This is a genomic window from Paraburkholderia kururiensis JCM 10599 = LMG 19447, from assembly GCF_003986935.1.
Classification (GTDB): domain Bacteria; phylum Pseudomonadota; class Gammaproteobacteria; order Burkholderiales; family Burkholderiaceae; genus Paraburkholderia; species Paraburkholderia kururiensis.
The window spans coordinates 84,410-101,370 of sequence record NZ_RJZE01000022.1 but is presented as its reverse complement, the minus strand read 5'-3'; the positions used below and the strand labels follow the sequence as shown (position 1 = coordinate 101,370).

General features: G+C 63.8%; 13 protein-coding genes. 8 read left to right on the top strand and 5 right to left on the bottom strand.

Going from position 1 to position 16,961, the window contains the following annotated elements:
- Nucleotides 1-519: 519 nt before the first annotated feature.
- From PKKP23_RS24715 to PKKP23_RS24700, 4 genes are all read left to right on the top strand, one after another.
- Nucleotides 520-2,259, top strand: a complete 1,740-nt coding sequence (locus PKKP23_RS24715) for a pyrroloquinoline quinone-dependent dehydrogenase (protein ID WP_126878813.1) — start codon at nt 520-522, stop codon at nt 2,257-2,259.
- 177 nt (nt 2,260-2,436) lie between these two features.
- The gene (locus PKKP23_RS24710; protein WP_126878840.1) at nt 2,437-2,997 is read left to right on the top strand and encodes a c-type cytochrome; all 561 of its coding nucleotides are present in this window, start codon (nt 2,437-2,439) and stop codon (nt 2,995-2,997) included.
- 67 nt (nt 2,998-3,064) lie between these two features.
- On the top strand, nt 3,065-3,730 hold the full coding sequence (locus tag PKKP23_RS24705) for an ankyrin repeat domain-containing protein (protein WP_233411697.1): 666 nt from the start codon (nt 3,065-3,067) through the stop codon (nt 3,728-3,730).
- 270 nt (nt 3,731-4,000) lie between these two features.
- Nucleotides 4,001-5,074, top strand: coding sequence for a purine-nucleoside phosphorylase (locus PKKP23_RS24700; RefSeq protein ID WP_026121579.1), 1,074 nt, complete (start codon nt 4,001-4,003; stop codon nt 5,072-5,074).
- 62 nt (nt 5,075-5,136) lie between these two features.
- Here PKKP23_RS24700 and PKKP23_RS24695 read toward each other — a convergent pair whose 3' ends face one another.
- Nucleotides 5,137-6,141, bottom strand: a complete 1,005-nt coding sequence (locus tag PKKP23_RS24695; protein WP_017775408.1) for a LysR family transcriptional regulator — start codon at nt 6,139-6,141, stop codon at nt 5,137-5,139.
- A gap of 173 nt (nt 6,142-6,314) precedes the next feature.
- On the opposite strand from PKKP23_RS24695, the gene PKKP23_RS24690 reads away from it, so the two are divergent.
- The 4 genes from PKKP23_RS24690 to PKKP23_RS24675 all read left to right on the top strand — a co-directional run bounded on the left by PKKP23_RS24690 (nt 6,315) and on the right by PKKP23_RS24675 (nt 13,453).
- A complete protein-coding gene (locus tag PKKP23_RS24690) occupies nt 6,315-7,211 on the top strand; it encodes an alpha/beta hydrolase (protein ID WP_017775409.1) in 897 nt (298 codons plus the stop codon).
- Nucleotides 7,212-7,310: 99 nt separating this feature from the next.
- Nucleotides 7,311-8,603, top strand: coding sequence for an efflux RND transporter periplasmic adaptor subunit (locus PKKP23_RS24685; RefSeq protein WP_126878812.1), 1,293 nt, complete (start codon nt 7,311-7,313; stop codon nt 8,601-8,603).
- A 91-nt stretch (nt 8,604-8,694) separates the two neighbouring features.
- Entirely contained in the window at nt 8,695-11,880 is a 3,186-nt protein-coding gene (locus PKKP23_RS24680) for an efflux RND transporter permease subunit (RefSeq protein ID WP_126878811.1), read from the top strand.
- A 49-nt stretch (nt 11,881-11,929) separates the two neighbouring features.
- Nucleotides 11,930-13,453 carry an efflux transporter outer membrane subunit gene (locus PKKP23_RS24675; protein WP_126878838.1) on the top strand — a complete coding sequence of 508 codons (1,524 nt, stop codon included), beginning with the start codon at nt 11,930-11,932 and terminating at the stop codon, nt 13,451-13,453.
- A gap of 116 nt (nt 13,454-13,569) precedes the next feature.
- On the opposite strand, the gene PKKP23_RS24670 is transcribed toward PKKP23_RS24675, so the two are convergent.
- From PKKP23_RS24670 to PKKP23_RS24655, 4 genes are all read right to left on the bottom strand, one after another.
- Complete coding sequence (locus PKKP23_RS24670; protein ID WP_126878810.1) at nt 13,570-14,250, bottom strand: response regulator transcription factor; 681 nt, start codon at nt 14,248-14,250, stop codon at nt 13,570-13,572.
- 326 nt (nt 14,251-14,576) lie between these two features.
- Entirely contained in the window at nt 14,577-15,242 is a 666-nt protein-coding gene (gene flhC, locus PKKP23_RS24665; RefSeq protein WP_017775414.1) for a flagellar transcriptional regulator FlhC, read from the bottom strand.
- A gap of 11 nt (nt 15,243-15,253) precedes the next feature.
- Complete coding sequence (gene flhD, locus PKKP23_RS24660) at nt 15,254-15,574, bottom strand: flagellar transcriptional regulator FlhD (protein WP_017775415.1); 321 nt, start codon at nt 15,572-15,574, stop codon at nt 15,254-15,256.
- Nucleotides 15,575-16,113: 539 nt separating this feature from the next.
- A complete protein-coding gene (locus PKKP23_RS24655) occupies nt 16,114-16,932 on the bottom strand; it encodes a 2OG-Fe(II) oxygenase (RefSeq protein WP_176049066.1) in 819 nt (272 codons plus the stop codon).
- Nucleotides 16,933-16,961: the final 29 nt, after the last annotated feature.

The window sequence follows — 16,961 nt, the reverse complement described above, 5'->3', positions numbered from 1 at the left end:
GTGCCCCGGGCGGCGCAATTCATTCAGTGGTGCATGGCACGTCGATTCTCTTTTTGCGATCTGCCTGATCGTCCCCACGCGGCAGCGCTTTGCTGCAACGCCGAACCTGTCGGCTCGAAACGCTGCAACGGCGTTTCGCGAGGCGCCTCGTCGCCCCCGGTCCATCGAGACCGGAACATTTGAACGGGACATCGCGCAGCGGCATTCCCGCCTTTAGCGCGCCTTAATCTCCCGCCGAAAAACCCGTATTAATACTGCCTGAAAAACCCTGGAAAACCGCAATAGGCTCGCCTACGCTTGAGGGAGCCTTCCCTCTGGCCGGACGTCCGGCCAGCATTCCTGGGATAGCTTAATTCTGCAAGCGCAGTCGCTCCGCCCGCTCGAAAGAACCCATGGTTGGAAACGGATCTTCAGTTTGAGAGGGATGCGCCATTCCGTATCCGGCAATCATTCCATTGCGCGGTGATTGCCGCATTCGCATGACGAATACCTCGATAAGTCATGAGAGAGGAGACCTTCATGCATACGATCCATCACTCGTCATTTGTCTGCGCGTCGCTGGTCGCGCTGACGCTAACGTTCGGGGCCGCGCCCACGTGGGCCGCTCAGGAAGTGGAAAGCGAAGCGACCACCACGGCGTCGCCCATGCCGCCCATGCTGTCGCCCGTCACGCAGCAGCAACTCGATGCCGCAGCGGGCAATGCCGCCGACTGGCTTCACGCAAACGGCTCGTATGCGCAGACGCGCTTCTATCCCGGCACGCAGATCAACCGCACCAACGTCGCGAAGCTGAAGCCCGTGTTCATCTTTCAGACCGCAGTGAACGAGTCGATGGAGACGGCGCCCATCGTTTCGCACGGCATCATGTTCATCACCACGTCGTTCAATCACGTCTATGCGGTGGATGCCGTGAGCGGCAAGGAGTACTGGCATTACAAGCACAAGATGGGACCCGTCACGACGTTCTGCTGCGGACCGAACAACCGCGGCGTGGCCATTGCCGGCGACCGGCTGTTCATGGGCACGCTGGATTCGAAGCTCGTCGCGCTGGATGCGAAAACGGGCAAGCTGCTCTGGGAAAGCCAGATCGCAGACCCTGAACAGGGCTATTCGGAAACCATGGCGCCCACCGTGGTGGAAGACAAGGTGCTGATCGGCACGAACGGCGGCGAGTACGGTATTCGCGGTTTCGTGAAGGCGTTCGATGCCGCGAGCGGCCAGTTGCTCTGGACGTTCTACACGATTCCGGATTCGGGCCAGGAAGGCGTGTGGGCAACGAAGGACGCCACGGGCCGCGACATGAAGCGCGACATCGATGCCGAAAAGAAGCAGCTCGCTGAAAAAGGCGGCGACTTCTACAAGACGCTGGGCGGTGGTGTCTGGATGACGCCCGCCATCGACCGCGCCTCGCGCACGGTGTTCTTCGTGGTGGGCAACCCGTCGCCGGACCTCTACGGTGCGATCCGCCCGGGCGACAACCTCTATACCGATTCGCTCGTGGCGATCGACCTCGATACCGGCAAATACAAGTGGCACTACCAGTACATCGCGCACGACGTCTGGGACCTCGACGCCGTGAGCCCGCCCATTCTCGTCAACGTGCGCGACGAAAACGGCCGCATGATTCCAGGCGTGATTCACGGCGGCAAGACGGGGCACGTCTATGTGCACGATCGCGCTACGGGCCGATTGATCCGCTTCTCCGAGGCGATGATCCCGCAGGAGAACATGTGGACGCTGCCCACGGCCGAAGGCGCGCGCATGTTGCCTGGTGCGAACGGCGGCGTGGAGTGGTCGCCCATGGCGTTCGACCCGAAGACGCGGCTCGCGTATGCGGCGAACCTGCATCAGCCCATGACGTATCAGGTGGAAGACGCCGCCTATCCGGGAGGCAGCAAGCTCTGGCTGGGCGGCGCGTTCAAGACGATTGCGGCCGAACAGCAATGGGGCAAGCTCTCGGCCGTCAACATCGATACGGGCAAGGTGGCGTGGGACTACAAGACCGAGCAGCCGTTGATCGGCGGTGTGCTGGCGACGGCGGGCGGTCTCGTGTTCAACGGCGAGGGGAACGGCCTCTTCCGCGCATTCGATGCATCGACCGGCAAGAAGCTCTGGGAATTCCAGTGCGGCGCGGGTGTGAACGCGCCGGCCGTGTCGTACACGATTCACGGCAAACAGTACGTGGCCGTGGCAGCGGGCGGCAATACGCAGCTCGACTTCAAGCGCGGCAACACCGTGCTTGTGTTTGCGTTGCCCTGACGCGATGCGGCCATGGTTCAGCCGATCTCGTCGAAGGCCGCTTTGGACCGTTGCAGCGCGCGTCGCCACCTGGAGCGGGCGCTGCGTGCCGCCTATGCGGCATGTGCCGCATGCCGCGTCTATCTGCGATACGCATTGCGACGCCGATTATCTGTCCGTAACGCGGCCATAGCGGGTGTGCTGGCGTGTATCAACGCGGCCGTCTTGCCTTGCCTCGCACACGCCGACTCGGCCGCGGGCGAAGCGAAGGCGCAAGTATGCGTGGCTTGTCACGGCCCGCTCGGCAATTCGACGAATCCCGACTATCCGATCCTCGCGGGGCAGACGGCGCGTTATCTCTATCTGCAATTGAAGGACTTCAAGGAGGGACGCCGCAGCGATCCGCGCATGAGCCCGGTGGCCGCCACGCTATCGAAAGAGGACATGCAGGACCTCGCCGCCTACTTCGCTGCGCAAAAGCCGGTGCCGGTGCCCGTGAAGGCCGACGCCGCGAGCATCGATGCGGGCCGCCAGAAAGCGGCGCAGGTGCTGTGCACGATGTGCCACCTCGGCGGCTTTCTCGGCCAGAACGAGATTCCACGTGTGGCGGGCCAGCACACGCAGTACATCGTCAAACAGTTGCAGGACTTCCGGTCGCACACGCGCACCAACGATGCGGGCAACATGGCGAGCGTATCGCGCGGCCTTAGCGACGACGATATCCGCAACCTCGCCGCGTATATCGCCAATCTTCAGTGATGCAGATGATGTTTCATGGAACGTTGTTCGAGAGGGACGCGCCGGCTGGACGAAAGGGGACTCCACGATGAAGCGAACCGCGATATGGATGACGCGCACGTTGCTCGGCAGCGTACTGGGTGCGGCCGCCTACGCGAGCGCTGCCGACGATGCCCTGAACCAGCAACTACTCGCGGCCGCCCGCAGCAGTGACGAGCCCGCCGTTCGCGCGGCGCTGGACGAAGGCGCCGCCGTGGATTCGCGTAACCGTATCGGCGACACGGCGCTCATCACGGCGAGCAAGAAGGGCCTCGCCGGCATGGCGCGTACGCTCGTCGAGCACGGCGCGAACGTGCGGCAGGCCGATGTGCAGGGCGTCACGCCGCTCATGGCGGCGTCGTATGGCGGCTATGAAGAGATCGTTCGACTGCTGCTCGCGCACGGGGCCGACCCGGCCGCCACCGACCGCGTCGGCAAGACGGCGATGGAATACGCTGCAGGGCAGGGACACACGGCTGTCGTGACACTGCTGCTCGATACCGGGATGGACGTGAATCGCCTCTACAAGAACGACCTTACCGCGTTGATGTGGGCCGCGGGCTACGACCGCGCCGATACCGTGAAGCTGCTGCTTGCCCGCGGCGCCGACCGCATGCTGCGCGACAATCGCGGCCTCACCGCAGGGGACATCGCGAAGCAGACCGGGTCGAGCCATGCCGCGGCACTGCTCTCGGGCGCAGCGGCCACGCCCTAGCGGCCGCGAGCCACCAGGGGCGTGCCACGAACCACGATGCATCACGACGGATCACGACGCATCGCGATGCCGCGTCACGCTCCGCGAACACGCGGCTACGCACGCGAAAAAGCACTTCGAAACAGAATTTCGTGCCCCTATACTGGGTGGCGCCTGACGAGCCGCGGCCGCAGTCATTGCGGCTGTCGCCGTTGCGCTCGTGAATCGCACGAGCTGCCACGACGGCATGCCTCCCTCCCGCCGTACGACACCCACAAGGAAGACACGAACATGATGACTCGTACATTGAGCGCCGTTGCCGCGCTCTCGCTGGTTGCCTGTGCCGCCGTTTCCACCGTGCCGGCCAACGCCGAGGATGCAAGCAGCTTCGCGCAGGGGGCCGACGAAGGCCAGGGCCGTCACGTGAAGGTGATGATCGTCTCGATGTTCGGGCCCGAAGGCCAGGTGTGGCTCGATCGCCTGGGGCCGTGGCAGGACATCAAGGTGGCCGGGCTCTCGCCCGACTATCCCGCCGTTCACTGCAACAAACAGGACGTCTGCGTGATGACGACGGGCATGGGCCACGCCAATGCGGCAGCGTCCATCATGGCGCTCGCATTCTCGCCGCGCTTCGATTTGCGACACACGTACTTCATGGTGGCGGGCATTGCGGGCATCGATCCGGCGCAGGGCACGCTCGGTTCGGCAGCGTGGGCGAAGTATCTCGTCGACTTCGGCATTCAGTGGGAAATCGACGGACGCGAAATTCCGTCGGGCTGGAACACCGGTTATCTCGGCATCAACACGAAGAGCCCGAGCGACAAGCCGCCGCTCGACTACCGCACGGAAGTCTTCCAGCTCAATACGAAGCTGACCGATGCGGCGTTCGCGTTGTCACGCAACGTCACGCTCTCCGACAACGCCCAGGCGCAGGCCGCGCGCGCCAAATACGGATACGCCCCCGCGAACCAGCCGCCCACGGTGGTTCAGTGCGATACGTTGGCGGGCGACACGTGGTGGTCGGGCACGCTGCTCGGCGAGCGTGCGCGCGACTGGACGAAGATTCTCACGGACGGCAAGGGCGTCTATTGCACGACGCAGCAGGAAGACAACGCAACGTACGAAGCGCTCACGCGCGCGGCCGCGGTGGGCCGCGTGGACCTCAACCGCGTGGCGGTGCTGCGTGCGGGATCGGACTTCGACCGGCCCTATGCGGGCCAGTCGAGTGCGGACAATCTGTTGAACTACGCGGCGCAGGGCGGTTTTTCGATTGCCATCGAGAATCTCTACCGAGCAGGCAATCCGCTCGTGCAGGACATCGCGACGCACTGGGCGGAATGGCGCGAAGGCGTGCCGGGCCGCTGAGGCGCTCAGCCTTTCAGCACAAGGCCCGGCATGGTGCCGGGCCTGTACCGCTCAGGTCGCGTTCAGGCTACCCACTCCGTCACAACCGGTGTATCGATATCCGGGTTGGACTCGCGCTCTTCGAAGGTGCGCTTCGAGCAGGTCTTGTCGAGCGCCGCGCGGCCCGAGAGCAGCGGGCAACGGTCGAACACTTCGGCAATCCAGTCCACGAACACGCGCACTTTCGGCGAAAGATGCCGCGAGTGCGGGTAGACCACCGAAATAGGCATGGGCAGCGGTTTTTCGTCGGGCAGCACTTCGACGAGTTCGCCTGATTTCAGATACGGCAGCACCTGGTAGCGCGCCGGCTGGATGAGACCGAAGCCTTCGAGTCCGCAGGTCACGTAGGCGTCGGCGTCGTTCACCGAAACCGCGGCCTGCATCTTCACCTCGATTTCCTTGCCCTCCACGAGGAAGGCCCAATCCATCACACGGCCCGTGCGGCTCGAGAAGTAATTGACCGCACGATGCTGCTCGAGGTCTTCGAGCGACTTCGGCATACCGTGACGCTGGATGTACGCGGGCGCCGCACACGTCACGCCTTCGAAGAGGCCAATGCGGCGCGCGACGAGCGACGAGTCCTGCAACGCGCCGACGCGAATCACGCAGTCCACGCCTTCCTGAAGCAGATCGACGGGACGGTCCGTGAGGCCGAGTTGCAGATCGATGTCCGGGTAGCGCGAACGAAATTCGCACAGCGACGGAATGACGAGCAGGCGTCCGATGGAACCCGGCATGTCGATGCGCAGCTTGCCGTGCGGTTTCTTGCTGCCGTTCTGGAACGCCGCTTCGGTTTCCTCCACGTCCGCGAGAATGCGCACGCAGCGCTCGTAGTACGCCGCGCCGTCCGGCGTGAGCGAGAGGCGCCGCGTCGTGCGATGCATGAGACGGGTGCCGAGAAACGCTTCGAGGTTCTGGATGATGGTCGTGACCGAGGCGCGGGGCATGTCCAGCGTTTCTGCTGCGCGCGTGAAGCTGTTCGTGTCGACCACCCGAGTGAATACCTGCATGGCCTGAAGCCGGTCCATTGCGATTCTCCAAAAGGGGGCGGGCGTTCCACTGTTTGGGCAGACACGTGTCTGCAAAACGATTGTTCAGTGCCGCCGAATTGTGTTGCCGGATTATAGGCATTTATTTGCAAGTCTGCCGAACCCACAATTCGCCCCGTTCGATACTAATTTCGCGCATTGCGCGCTTCGCCATGGATGCATTCAAACCGTCGTTCCCGTTTGCCCCGTCGGGCTTTGCGCCCTCGGGGGACCGCACGGCGCACGAGACGGACGCGGACCTGGACGGCGCACCGGCCGGGCCCGCGCTGGCGGTCTCGGACATGACGATCGACGGCTACGCGCAGCCCATCGTATTGCGCCTTTATCGGCCGGTGAAAGCGAACGGATTGCCGGTATTGCTGTATTTCCATGGCGGCGGTTTTGTGCGCGGATCATTGGAAGAAGCGGACCACGCCGCACGTTATTTCGCAGAGCACTTACCGGCACTCGTGGTTTCGGTGGGTTATTCGCTTGCGCCGCAATTCCCTTTTCCGGCCGCACCCGAAGACGCTCACCGTGCCGCGCTCTGGGTGCAGTCGCACGCACGTTCGTTTGGCGGCAACGCCCGGCGGCTTGGCGTGGCGGGGCACGATGCGGGCGGACAGATCGCGAACGTCGTCGCGCTGATCGGCCGCGATCGTGCCGACGTGCGGTTCGACGCACAGGCACTGTTCGCGCCGATGCTGGACCCGAGTCTCACGCGGCTCGGCGACGAGCGGCGCCTGAGTTCTGACATCACGGCGAGCGAATGCGCGGCCTGTTATCGCGCGTATCTGCCGCAGGCTTCGCAGCGCATGCATCCGTATGCGGCGCCGCTGGAATGTACGCGGCTCGCTGGTTTGCCCGCCACGCTCATCGTGACGGCGCAGAACGACGTGCTGCACATCGAGGCCGAGAAGTACGCGAGCCGCCTGATCGACGCGGGCGTGCGCACCCAGGTGGTGCGTTTCCCGAGCGTCTCGCACGCGGCCATTGGCGGTTATCCGGCCGCCTTGCAGGAAGCTGTGCGCTTCTTTCAGTGGCAGTTCGACTCACGCACGCTCGCGTAAGCACCGCACGCGACGACGTAGCAGAACCGCTCGCTGAACGAATGCACGCGAACGACCCACCGAATACGAATTGAAACGACCATCGCATTGGAGCCCACTATGTCTGTCTTTCCGTTGTCTCGCCCCCGAATCATCGTTGCAGTGGTTGCCCTTGTGGTCGTTGCCGGACTCGGCACGGTCGGCGCCATGCGCGTGAATGCCAATGCGCCGGCCCAGTCGCAGGCGGCCATGGCGCCCGAAGTCGACGTAGCCAATGTGCTGGAACGCAGCATCGTCGACTGGCAGTCGTACTCCGGCCGGCTCGAAGCCATCGAGAAGGTGGACATTCGCCCGCAGGTGTCGGGCACCATCGTGTCGGTCAACTTCAAGGACGGCGCGCTCGTCAAAAAAGGCGACACGCTGTTCGTGATCGACCCGCGTCCGTATCAGGCCGAAGTGGATCGCGCCGCCGCGCAGCTCGCCGCGGCGCAGGCGGGAGCCGGCTATGCGCAGAGCGACTGGGAACGCGCACAGCGTCTTATCACGGACAACGCCATCGCGAAGCGCGACTACGACCAGAAGCAGAACGCCGCGCGCGAGGCGAGTGCGAACCTGAAGGCCGCGCAGGCCGCGCTGGAAGCGGCGCAGATCAATCTGGGCTACACGCGCATCGTGGCGCCTGTGTCCGGTCGCGTGTCGCGCGCGGAAATCACGCTGGGCAACGTGGTGTCGGCCGGCGCCAATGCGGCTGCGCTGACCACGCTCGTTTCGGTGTCGCCCATCTACGCGTCGTTCGATGCAGACGAGCAGACGTATCTCGACTACATCAGCCACGTGAAGGACGGCACGAAGGTGCCGGTGGATCTCGGCCTCGCCAACGAATCGGGCTATTCGCGCACGGGCACGATCGAGTCCGTGGATAACCGGCTCGATACGTCGTCGGGCACGATCCGCGTGCGCGCGCGTTTCGACAACGCAGACGGCACGCTGTTGCCCGGCCTCTACGCGCGCATCAAGGTGAGCGGCAGCGCGCCGCACCCGGCGCTGCTTATCGACGACGCCGCGATCGGCACCGACCAGGACAAGAAGTTCGTCTTCGTTGTGGACAGCGCCAATCACGTCGCGTACCGCGAAGTGCAGCTGGGCGGCCAGCAGGGCAACCTGCGCGTCATTACGGGCGGCCTCAAGAAGGGCGAGCGCATCGTGGTGAACGGCACGCAGCGCGTGCGGCCCGGCGAGGAGGTGCGAGCCCACATGGTGCCCATGACGGGCGATGGCGACCCGAACAGCGCACCTCTTGCAGGCACGGCCGGCGCGCAAGGCAAGCCGGTCAAGCAGTCGTCGCAAAGCGAAGCCCAGGCGCAGCCGCGTGCGAACCAGGGCAACTCGACGAAGCAGGCGAAGAACTCATGACGTTCGCGATGCCAACACATAGCAGGCGCGAGCAGGACGTCGCCCGCGCCGCCCGCATCGCACACACGCTCTCCTTTATTCAGAGCCACCCATGAACATATCGAAATTCTTCATCGACCGGCCCATCTTCGCGGGTGTGCTGTCGGTCGTGATTCTGCTGGCCGGCGTGATCGCGCTGTTCCAGCTGCCCATTTCCGAGTATCCCGAGGTCGTGCCGCCGTCGGTCGTGGTGCACGCGCAGTATCCGGGCGCGAACCCGAAGGTGATCGCGGAAACGGTGGCCTCGCCGCTCGAAGAGCAGATCAACGGCGTCGAGAACATGCTGTACATGCAGTCGCAGGCCAACAGCGACGGCAACATGACGCTCACGGTCACGTTCCGTCTGGGCACCGATCCGGACAAGGCCACGCAGCTCGTGCAGAACCGCGTGAACCAGGCGTTGCCGCGGCTGCCCGAAGACGTGCAGCGGCTCGGCATCACGACCATCAAAAGCTCGCCTACGCTCACGATGGTGGTGCACCTGATCTCGCCGAACGATCAGTACGACATGACGTATCTGCGCAATTACGCGCTGCTCAACGTGAAAGACCGGCTCGCGCGCATTCAGGGTGTGGGCGAAGTGCAGCTCTGGGGCGCGGGCGACTACGCGATGCGCGTGTGGCTCGATCCGCAGAAGGTCGCGCAGCGCGGGCTCACGGCGAACGACGTGGTGAACGCCATTCGCGAGCAGAACGTGCAGGTGGCGGCCGGTGTGATCGGTGCGTCTCCCACGCTGCCCGGCACGCCGTTGCAGCTTTCGGTCAACGCGCGAGGTCGCCTGACGACCGTGAAGGAATTCGGCGACATCGTCGTGAAGACCGCGCCGGATGGCGGCGTCACGTATCTGCGCGACATCGCGCGCGTCGAACTGGGTGCGTCCGAATACGGCCTGCGTTCGCTGCTCGACAACAAGTCGGCGGTGGCGCTCGCCATCAACCAGGCACCGGGTGCGAACTCGCTCGCAATCTCGGACCAGGTGCGTGCCGCGATGAAGGAGCTCAAGCAGGACTTCCCGGCCGGCGTGGACTACAAGATCGTCTATGACCCCACGCAGTTCGTGCGCTCGAGTATCGAGGCTGTGGTGCATACGCTGCTTGAAGCCATCGCGCTCGTGGTGATCGTGGTGATCGTGTTCCTGCAGACGTGGCGTGCTTCCATCATTCCGCTCATTGCTGTGCCGGTCTCGATCGTGGGCACGTTCTCGCTGCTGCTGGCGTTCGGCTTCTCGATCAACGCGCTTTCGCTGTTCGGGATGGTGCTCGCCATCGGTATCGTGGTGGACGACGCCATCGTGGTGGTGGAGAACGTGGAGCGCAACATCGAGCGCGGGCTGAGTGCGCGCGACGCCACGTATCGCGCCATGCAGGAAGTGAGCGGGCCAATCATCGCGATTGCGCTCACGCTGGTGGCCGTGTTCGTGCCGCTCGCGTTCATGACGGGTCTCACGGGCCAGTTCTACAAGCAGTTCGCGATGACCATTGCCATTTCCACGGTGATCTCGGCGTTCAACTCGCTCACGCTTTCGCCGGCGCTTTCGGCACTGCTGCTGCGCAGCCACGGCGCGAAGGAAGACTGGCTTACGCGCGTCATGAACCGCTTGCTGGGCGGCTTCTTCCGCGGCTTCAACAAGGTGTTCCATCGCGGCGCGGAGAACTACAGCCGCGGCGTGAACGGCGTGCTCAAACGCAAGGGCGCGATGCTCGCGGTCTATGCGGTGCTGCTTGGCGCGACGGTGTTTGTTACGCATATCGTGCCGGGCGGCTTCGTGCCCGCGCAGGACAAGGAATACCTCGTGGCGTTTGCGCAGTTGCCGAACGGCGCGTCGCTGGATCGCACGGAGAATGTGATTCGCGAGATGAGCGACATTTCGCTGAAGCAGCCTGGCGTGGAAAGTGCCGTGGCGTTCCCCGGTCTTTCGGTGAACGGCTTCACGAACAGTTCGAGCGCGGGCATCGTGTTCGTCACGCTCAAGCCGTTTAGCGAACGCAAGGGCAAGGCGCTCTCGGCGGGGGCTATTGCGGGCGCGCTCAACCAGAAGTTCGCGGGCATCAAGGGGTCGTTCGTGGCCGTGTTCCCGCCGCCGCCGGTGCTGGGTCTCGGTACGCTGGGCGGCTTCAAGATGCAGCTGGAAGACCATGGCGCGGTGGGCTACGAAGAACTCGCGAAGGCGACGCAGGACTTCATCAAGAAGGCGTCGGCTACGCCTGAGCTGGGTCCCACTTTCTCCAGCTATCAGATCAACGTGCCGCAGTTGAACGTGGACCTGGATCGCGTGAAGGCGAAGCAGCTCGGCGTGCCGGTGACGGATGTGTTCGACACCATGCAGATCTATCTGGGCTCGCTGTACGTGAACGACTTCAACGAGTTCGGCCGCGTGTACCAGGTGCGTGTGCAGGCAGATGCGCCGTTCCGTCAGCGTGCAGACGACATCCTGCAACTAAAGACGCGTAACAACGCGGGCGAAATGGTGCCGCTGTCGTCGCTCGTCACCGTGTCGCCCACGTATGGTCCGGAAATGGTGGTGCGCTACAACGGCTACACCGCCGCCGACATCAACGGCGGCCCGGCGCCCGGCTTCTCGTCGGGTCAGGCTCAGGAAGCGGCGGAACGCATTGCTGCCGAAACGCTGCCGCGCGGCGTGAAGTTCGAATGGACGGACCTGACGTATCAGCAGATTCTCGCGGGCAACTCCGGTATCTGGGTGTTCCCGATCAGCGTGCTGCTGGTGTTCCTCGTGCTGGCCGCGCTCTATGAGAGCCTCACGCTGCCGCTCGCGGTAATCCTGATCGTGCCGATGAGCGTGCTGTCCGCGCTCACGGGCGTGTGGCTCACGCAGGGCGACAACAACATCTTCACGCAGATCGGCTTGATGGTGCTGGTGGGACTCGCATCGAAGAACGCCATTCTGATCGTGGAGTTCGCACGCGAGCTGGAGCACGACGGACACTCGCCGCTTTCCGCGGCTATCGAAGCGAGCCGCATGCGGCTGCGCCCGATCCTGATGACGTCCATCGCGTTCATCATGGGTGTGGTGCCGCTCGTGCTTTCTTCGGGCGCGGGTTCGGAAATGCGCCATGCCATGGGTATCGCGGTGTTTTTCGGGATGCTCGGTGTGACGCTGTTCGGCCTGATGCTGACGCCGGTGTTCTACGTGGTGCTGCGCATGCTGGCAGGCGGCACGATCCACGTGGCGCAGAAGGACTCGCCGCGCAGCTCTGCGCTGCCCGCGATGGATTGAGGAGAACCTGATAATGAACAATCGTGGATTCACAGGCGGCGCTGCGCGCATGCAAGGGTTTGGCAGGCTGGGTTGGGTCGCGGTCAGCGGCCTCCTGGTCGCGCTGCTCGCCGCATGTTCGGTAGAGCCGACCTATCACCGCCCGGACGCGGCAGCGCCCGCGGCGTTCAAGGAAGCGCCGATCGCCGCTCAGGATGCCGGCACGTGGAAGGCCGCCCAGCCTTCCGACGCGGCCCACCGCGGCGAGTGGTGGAGCGTGTTTGGCGACGCGACGCTGAACCAGCTGGAAGAGCAGGCTGCGGCCGCGAACCAGGATCTGAAAGCGGCGGCTGCGCGCGTGCAGCAGGCGCGTGCCGTGACGCGGTCCGCGCGCTCGGCGTGGTTCCCGTCGCTCGATGCCGGCTTCGGTCCCACGCGTGAACGGCTCTCGCCCGCTTCACAGTTCCTGCCCGACGACCGGAATGTGCCCACGCAGACGCTGTGGCGCGCGCAGGGCACGGTTTCGTATGAGGCGGATCTGTTCGGTCGCGTGAGCTCCAACGTGAACGCGGCGCGCGCGGATGCGCAGCAGAGCGAAGCGTTGTTCCGCTCCGTGCAGCTCGCGTTGCAGGCCGACGTTGCGCAGAACTACTTCCAGCTGCGCCAGTTCGATTCGCAGGTCGATCTGTTCCGGCGCACGGTGGCGCTGCGTCAGGATGCGCTCAGGCTCGCGGAGCGCCGCTTCAAGGAAGGCGACATCAGCGAACTCGACGTTTCGCAGGCACGCAACGAACTGGCAACGGCCCAGGCCGATGCGGTGGGCGTGGCGCGTCAGCGTGCGGCGTCGGAACATGGCCTCGCGATCTTGCTCGGCAAGGCACCGGCGGACTTTTCGTTCCCCGAAACACCGCTTGCGCCCGTGGCCGTGCGCGTTCCGCCGGGCTTGCCGTCCGCGCTGCTCGAACGCCGGCCCGACATTGCCGCCGCCGAACGCGCAATGGCCGCTGCGAACGCGCGCGTGGGGCTCGCGAAGTCCGCGTTCTTCCCGCAGCTCGACATCACGGGTTCGTTCGGCTACGAGTCCGCGACGCTGGGCGATCTGTTCAAATGGTCCACGCGGACCTTCCTGCTGGGGCCGTTCGCGGGCACGGCGCTCACGCTGCCGATCTTCGACGGCGGGCGCCGTCAGGCCGGTCTCGACCAGGCCCGCGCGAGGTACGACGAACAGGTCGCGCAATACCGCGAGCAGGTGCTCGTAGCGTTCCGCGAGGTGGAGGACAACCTGTCCGACCTGCGCTTGCTGGACGACCAGATGAAGGCGCAAAACGATGCGGTGAATGCGTCGCAGCGGGCCGCGCATCTGTCGCGCACGCAGTACGAGGAAGGGCAGGTCAGCTACCTCAACGTGATCGACAGCGAGCGCTCGGTGCTGGTCTCGCAGTTGCAGGCAAGCCAGCTTCAGGGCGTGCAGGCCGTGGCGACCGTCAACCTGATCCGTGCGCTGGGCGGCGGTTGGGGCGACGACACGAAGACGGGCAGCGCTTCGCCGGAGCAAGGCTCGACACAAGACGCACAGCAGGTGGCAAAGCGCTGAGCCCGCTGAGTCGTGACGAGCGTCGGAAAGGAAGTCAGCAGAGGGCCGTGCACGTCGATAGCCGACGTGCACGGCTTTTGTTTTAAGCGCGCATTGATGGGGCGACATGCGCTCGCCTATCCAGGCTGCGCCTTCTTCTCCTGCAACAGATAGCCGATCCCGCGCAACGTAACGATGGTCGCATCGCAATGCTCGATCCGCTTGCGGATGCGATGCACGTAGATCTCGATGGCATCCTCGCTCGATTCCTCTTCGAGCGCGTAGACACCCGACATCAGCGCCGACTTCGAGAGTGTCTTGCCGCACTTGAGCATCATCATTTCGAGAATCGAATGCTCTTTGGGGCGCAGCGAGAGCGGCTCGCCGCGGATGCGGAACTGGCGGCTGTCGGTGTTGTAGGTGAGGTCGCCGCAGGCGAAATCCGTATGCTTTTCGCCGTTCTGGCGGCGCGCGAGCGCTTTGATGCGAGCGACCAGTTCGCGCGTCTCGAACGGTTTCACGATGTAGTCGTCGGCACCGGCGCCGAGACACTCCACTTTTTCGTCGATCGACCCGCTCGCCGTGACGACCAGCACCGGCACGTTGTTGCGTCGGCCACGCAGACGGCGCAGCACGTCTTTGCCGGTCATCTTCGGCAGTTGCAGGTCGAGCAGCACCACGTCGTACTGTTCGGTGCGCAACAGCTGGTCGGCGGCGTCGCCGTCGGCCGCGCGGTCCACGGCCATGCGCTCTTCCTTCAGCAGCTTGAGCAGCCAGTGGCTCAGCGATTCGTTGTCTTCTGCGAGCAGCACTTTCATCTTGCGTCCCTGCACCGGTTATTTCGTTATCCTTTCGTTCCGCGCGGACGAAGGAATACGAAATATTGTTGAAGTGGAAAAGTAAGGAATCCGGTGTCTTTATTGTTTTGATGTCTTGAGCGGCTTTACGTTTGCGGGATCGTAGCGAAACGAAACCTTCTGCCGGCTATCGACGCGTTGCAAGAAAGGCCAGGGGAAGTACCGATCGGCGGGAGGGAGAGGCTGGGCGGGCGAAGCCGCAAATGAAACGGCCCGCCGTGAGAGGCGGGCCGCGCAATGAACCGATGAAACGCAGAGAAATGGGAGGCTGGGGGCTTCCGGCTTCGCTAGGCCGCTTCGGCGACGGGCGCTCGCGTGACCGGCACATGGGTCTGCGCGGCGACTTCGGCCAGCAGGGCGGCGTCGGCCGCGACCGTGTCTTCGCAGACGGCCTGGCGTGCCACGGCCGCCTTTCTCGTCTTACCCGCGCGCGAGGGCGGCTGGCAGGCGCCGCACACTACGTTGTGCTGCAGGTCATGCTTGTGCGCGACGAATTTGCCGCTGCAGCGGCAGCACGGCGTGAGCTGGAGCATGCCGGCGTCGAAGAAGCGCACGAGCGTCCAGGCGCGCGTGAGATCCAGCACGGCTTCCGTGTCGCTGTGACGGCAGTGTTCCAGATACAGCCGGTAGCCCTTCGTCAAAGCGTCGAGGTGCGAGCAGCGCGCCTCGTTCTTGAGGAACAGGTAGGTGTTGTAGAACAGCGACGCATGAATGTTCGCAAGCCACGTCATGTACCAGTCCGCGGAGAAGGGCAGCATGCCCTTGGGCGGCGACACGCCTTTCACTTCACGGTACAGGCGGATCATGCGGTCGCGCGAAAGCGTGAGTTCGCTTTCCAGCACCTGCATGCGCGCGCCCAGCTCGATCAAGGCGATCGCGCGGAACACTTCCTGTGCGTCTTCAGTGAGGCTGCGCTTCGGCGCAGACTTGAGCATCGTGACTTCAGCTTGCATGGCGGTCCCTGTCAGGCGAACTGCTCCGCGGACTGACCCGCGAGCAGGATGGCGGCATGCGTCGAAGCAACGTCAGCGTGACGCGTCGTCTGCGTGAGGGCCGACAGCATCGTGTGATCGTTGAAGCGGAAGAAACACAAAAGCTGGTCGGAGGAGGCCAGCTTGACGATCTGTGCGAGTGACAGCCCGGCAAGCAGTTCGGCCAGCTCCGACGACAAGCCCAGCCGGAACATGCCGACTGCCTTGTCCTCACGCAACATACGTTGCGCAAGCATGATGTACGACAAATTGATTTCGCGGATTGACTCCAGCGTCTCGCTGCTACGGTCCATTTCTCAGTTTTCCGAAGCCCCGATTGAACTGCCGGCGTTGTTCGCCGTTATGTCTTTTCTGCCCCCGCCTGGTCTTGTAACGACCTTCGGCGATATCTATCTATTTGATACAGCTTGTTACAACTCGTAACAGCTTGGAGCGAATTGTATGAGGGGGAATGTCAAAAAGCAATGGCTCGTCAAAAAAATTGTGGAAAAAAACCGACTGTGGATCAGTAATTTTTTCATAAATCTGCAACGCGCCTTATTGGCGTGCGCCGGGCGGCCCGGCCAGCGCTATTGTGGGCCTCAAACCCTTGCTACGACAGGGTATCTCCTGATTGAAGCAACTTCTCTGCGACGCTCCCGCGCACCCCGGAAATTCTATTCCCCTTTTGATATGAATAAAGGCAAGGGTTTACTTGCGCGGTAAAAAATGCGGCATGTGGACGCGTTACATTTGACCGCTGTTTGTAACAGCTTGGCGACGGCATTTGTAACGGCTCTCGCCCGCGTTTGTAACAACCCAGGGGACATTCCGGATGATTCTTTCGAATGCCTTACGTTGCGTCGTGGAAGATCACCCCCAAGGTGTGTCGTTGGCCCGAGCGCAGGGGGCTCACACCGTGCCGAAGGTTGACGCGATACGCGCCACGCGTGCCCTGCACGGGCCGATGGTGGACGGCGAAGATCGCCGCGTCGCCCTTGCGCAGCGGCACGACCTGGACGCGCGACTGCATGCGCGGCCGCTGCTCGGTCATCACGAACTCGCCGCCTGTGAAGTCGCGGCCCGGCTCGGCTAGCAGAACCGCCACCTGTAACGGAAACACGTGTTCGCCGTAGAGATCCTGGTGCAGGCAGTTGTAGTCGTCTTTTCCGTACTGGAGCAGCAGCGGGGTGGGGCGCAACTGGCCGGCGGCGTGACAACGTTTGATGTATTCCGCGTGCGAGGCTGGATAGCGCACGTCGATGCCGAGCGTCTGGTTCCAGCGGTTGGCCACTGGAACGAGATGCGGGTAGAGGCTCGTGCGCAGTTGCTGCACGGGGCGCGGCAACGGATAGCTGAAATATTGGTACTCGCCGCGGCCGAAGCCGTGCCGGGTCATCACGATGCGACTGCGAAAGCGCTCGTGGTGTCCATAGAGGGCGGCCAGCGCGTCGCAGTCGTCCTCTGTCAGCAATTGGGGAGCGACTGCATAGCCGTATTCGTCGAGCATTTGCGCGATGGCGCCCCAATCCAGTGTTTCGATGCGGCGAGAGAGGGACGGGTCGGAGCCGGCTGGATGGCGGTGCCGCTCGCGATCCTCATGGGGCGCAAGCGATGGTGCGGGATCGTTCTGCGTATCGAGCAATGGAAGTTGCGAGTCGAGGCGGTTCATGTACGTACTCCTGTGAGGCCATGAACCAC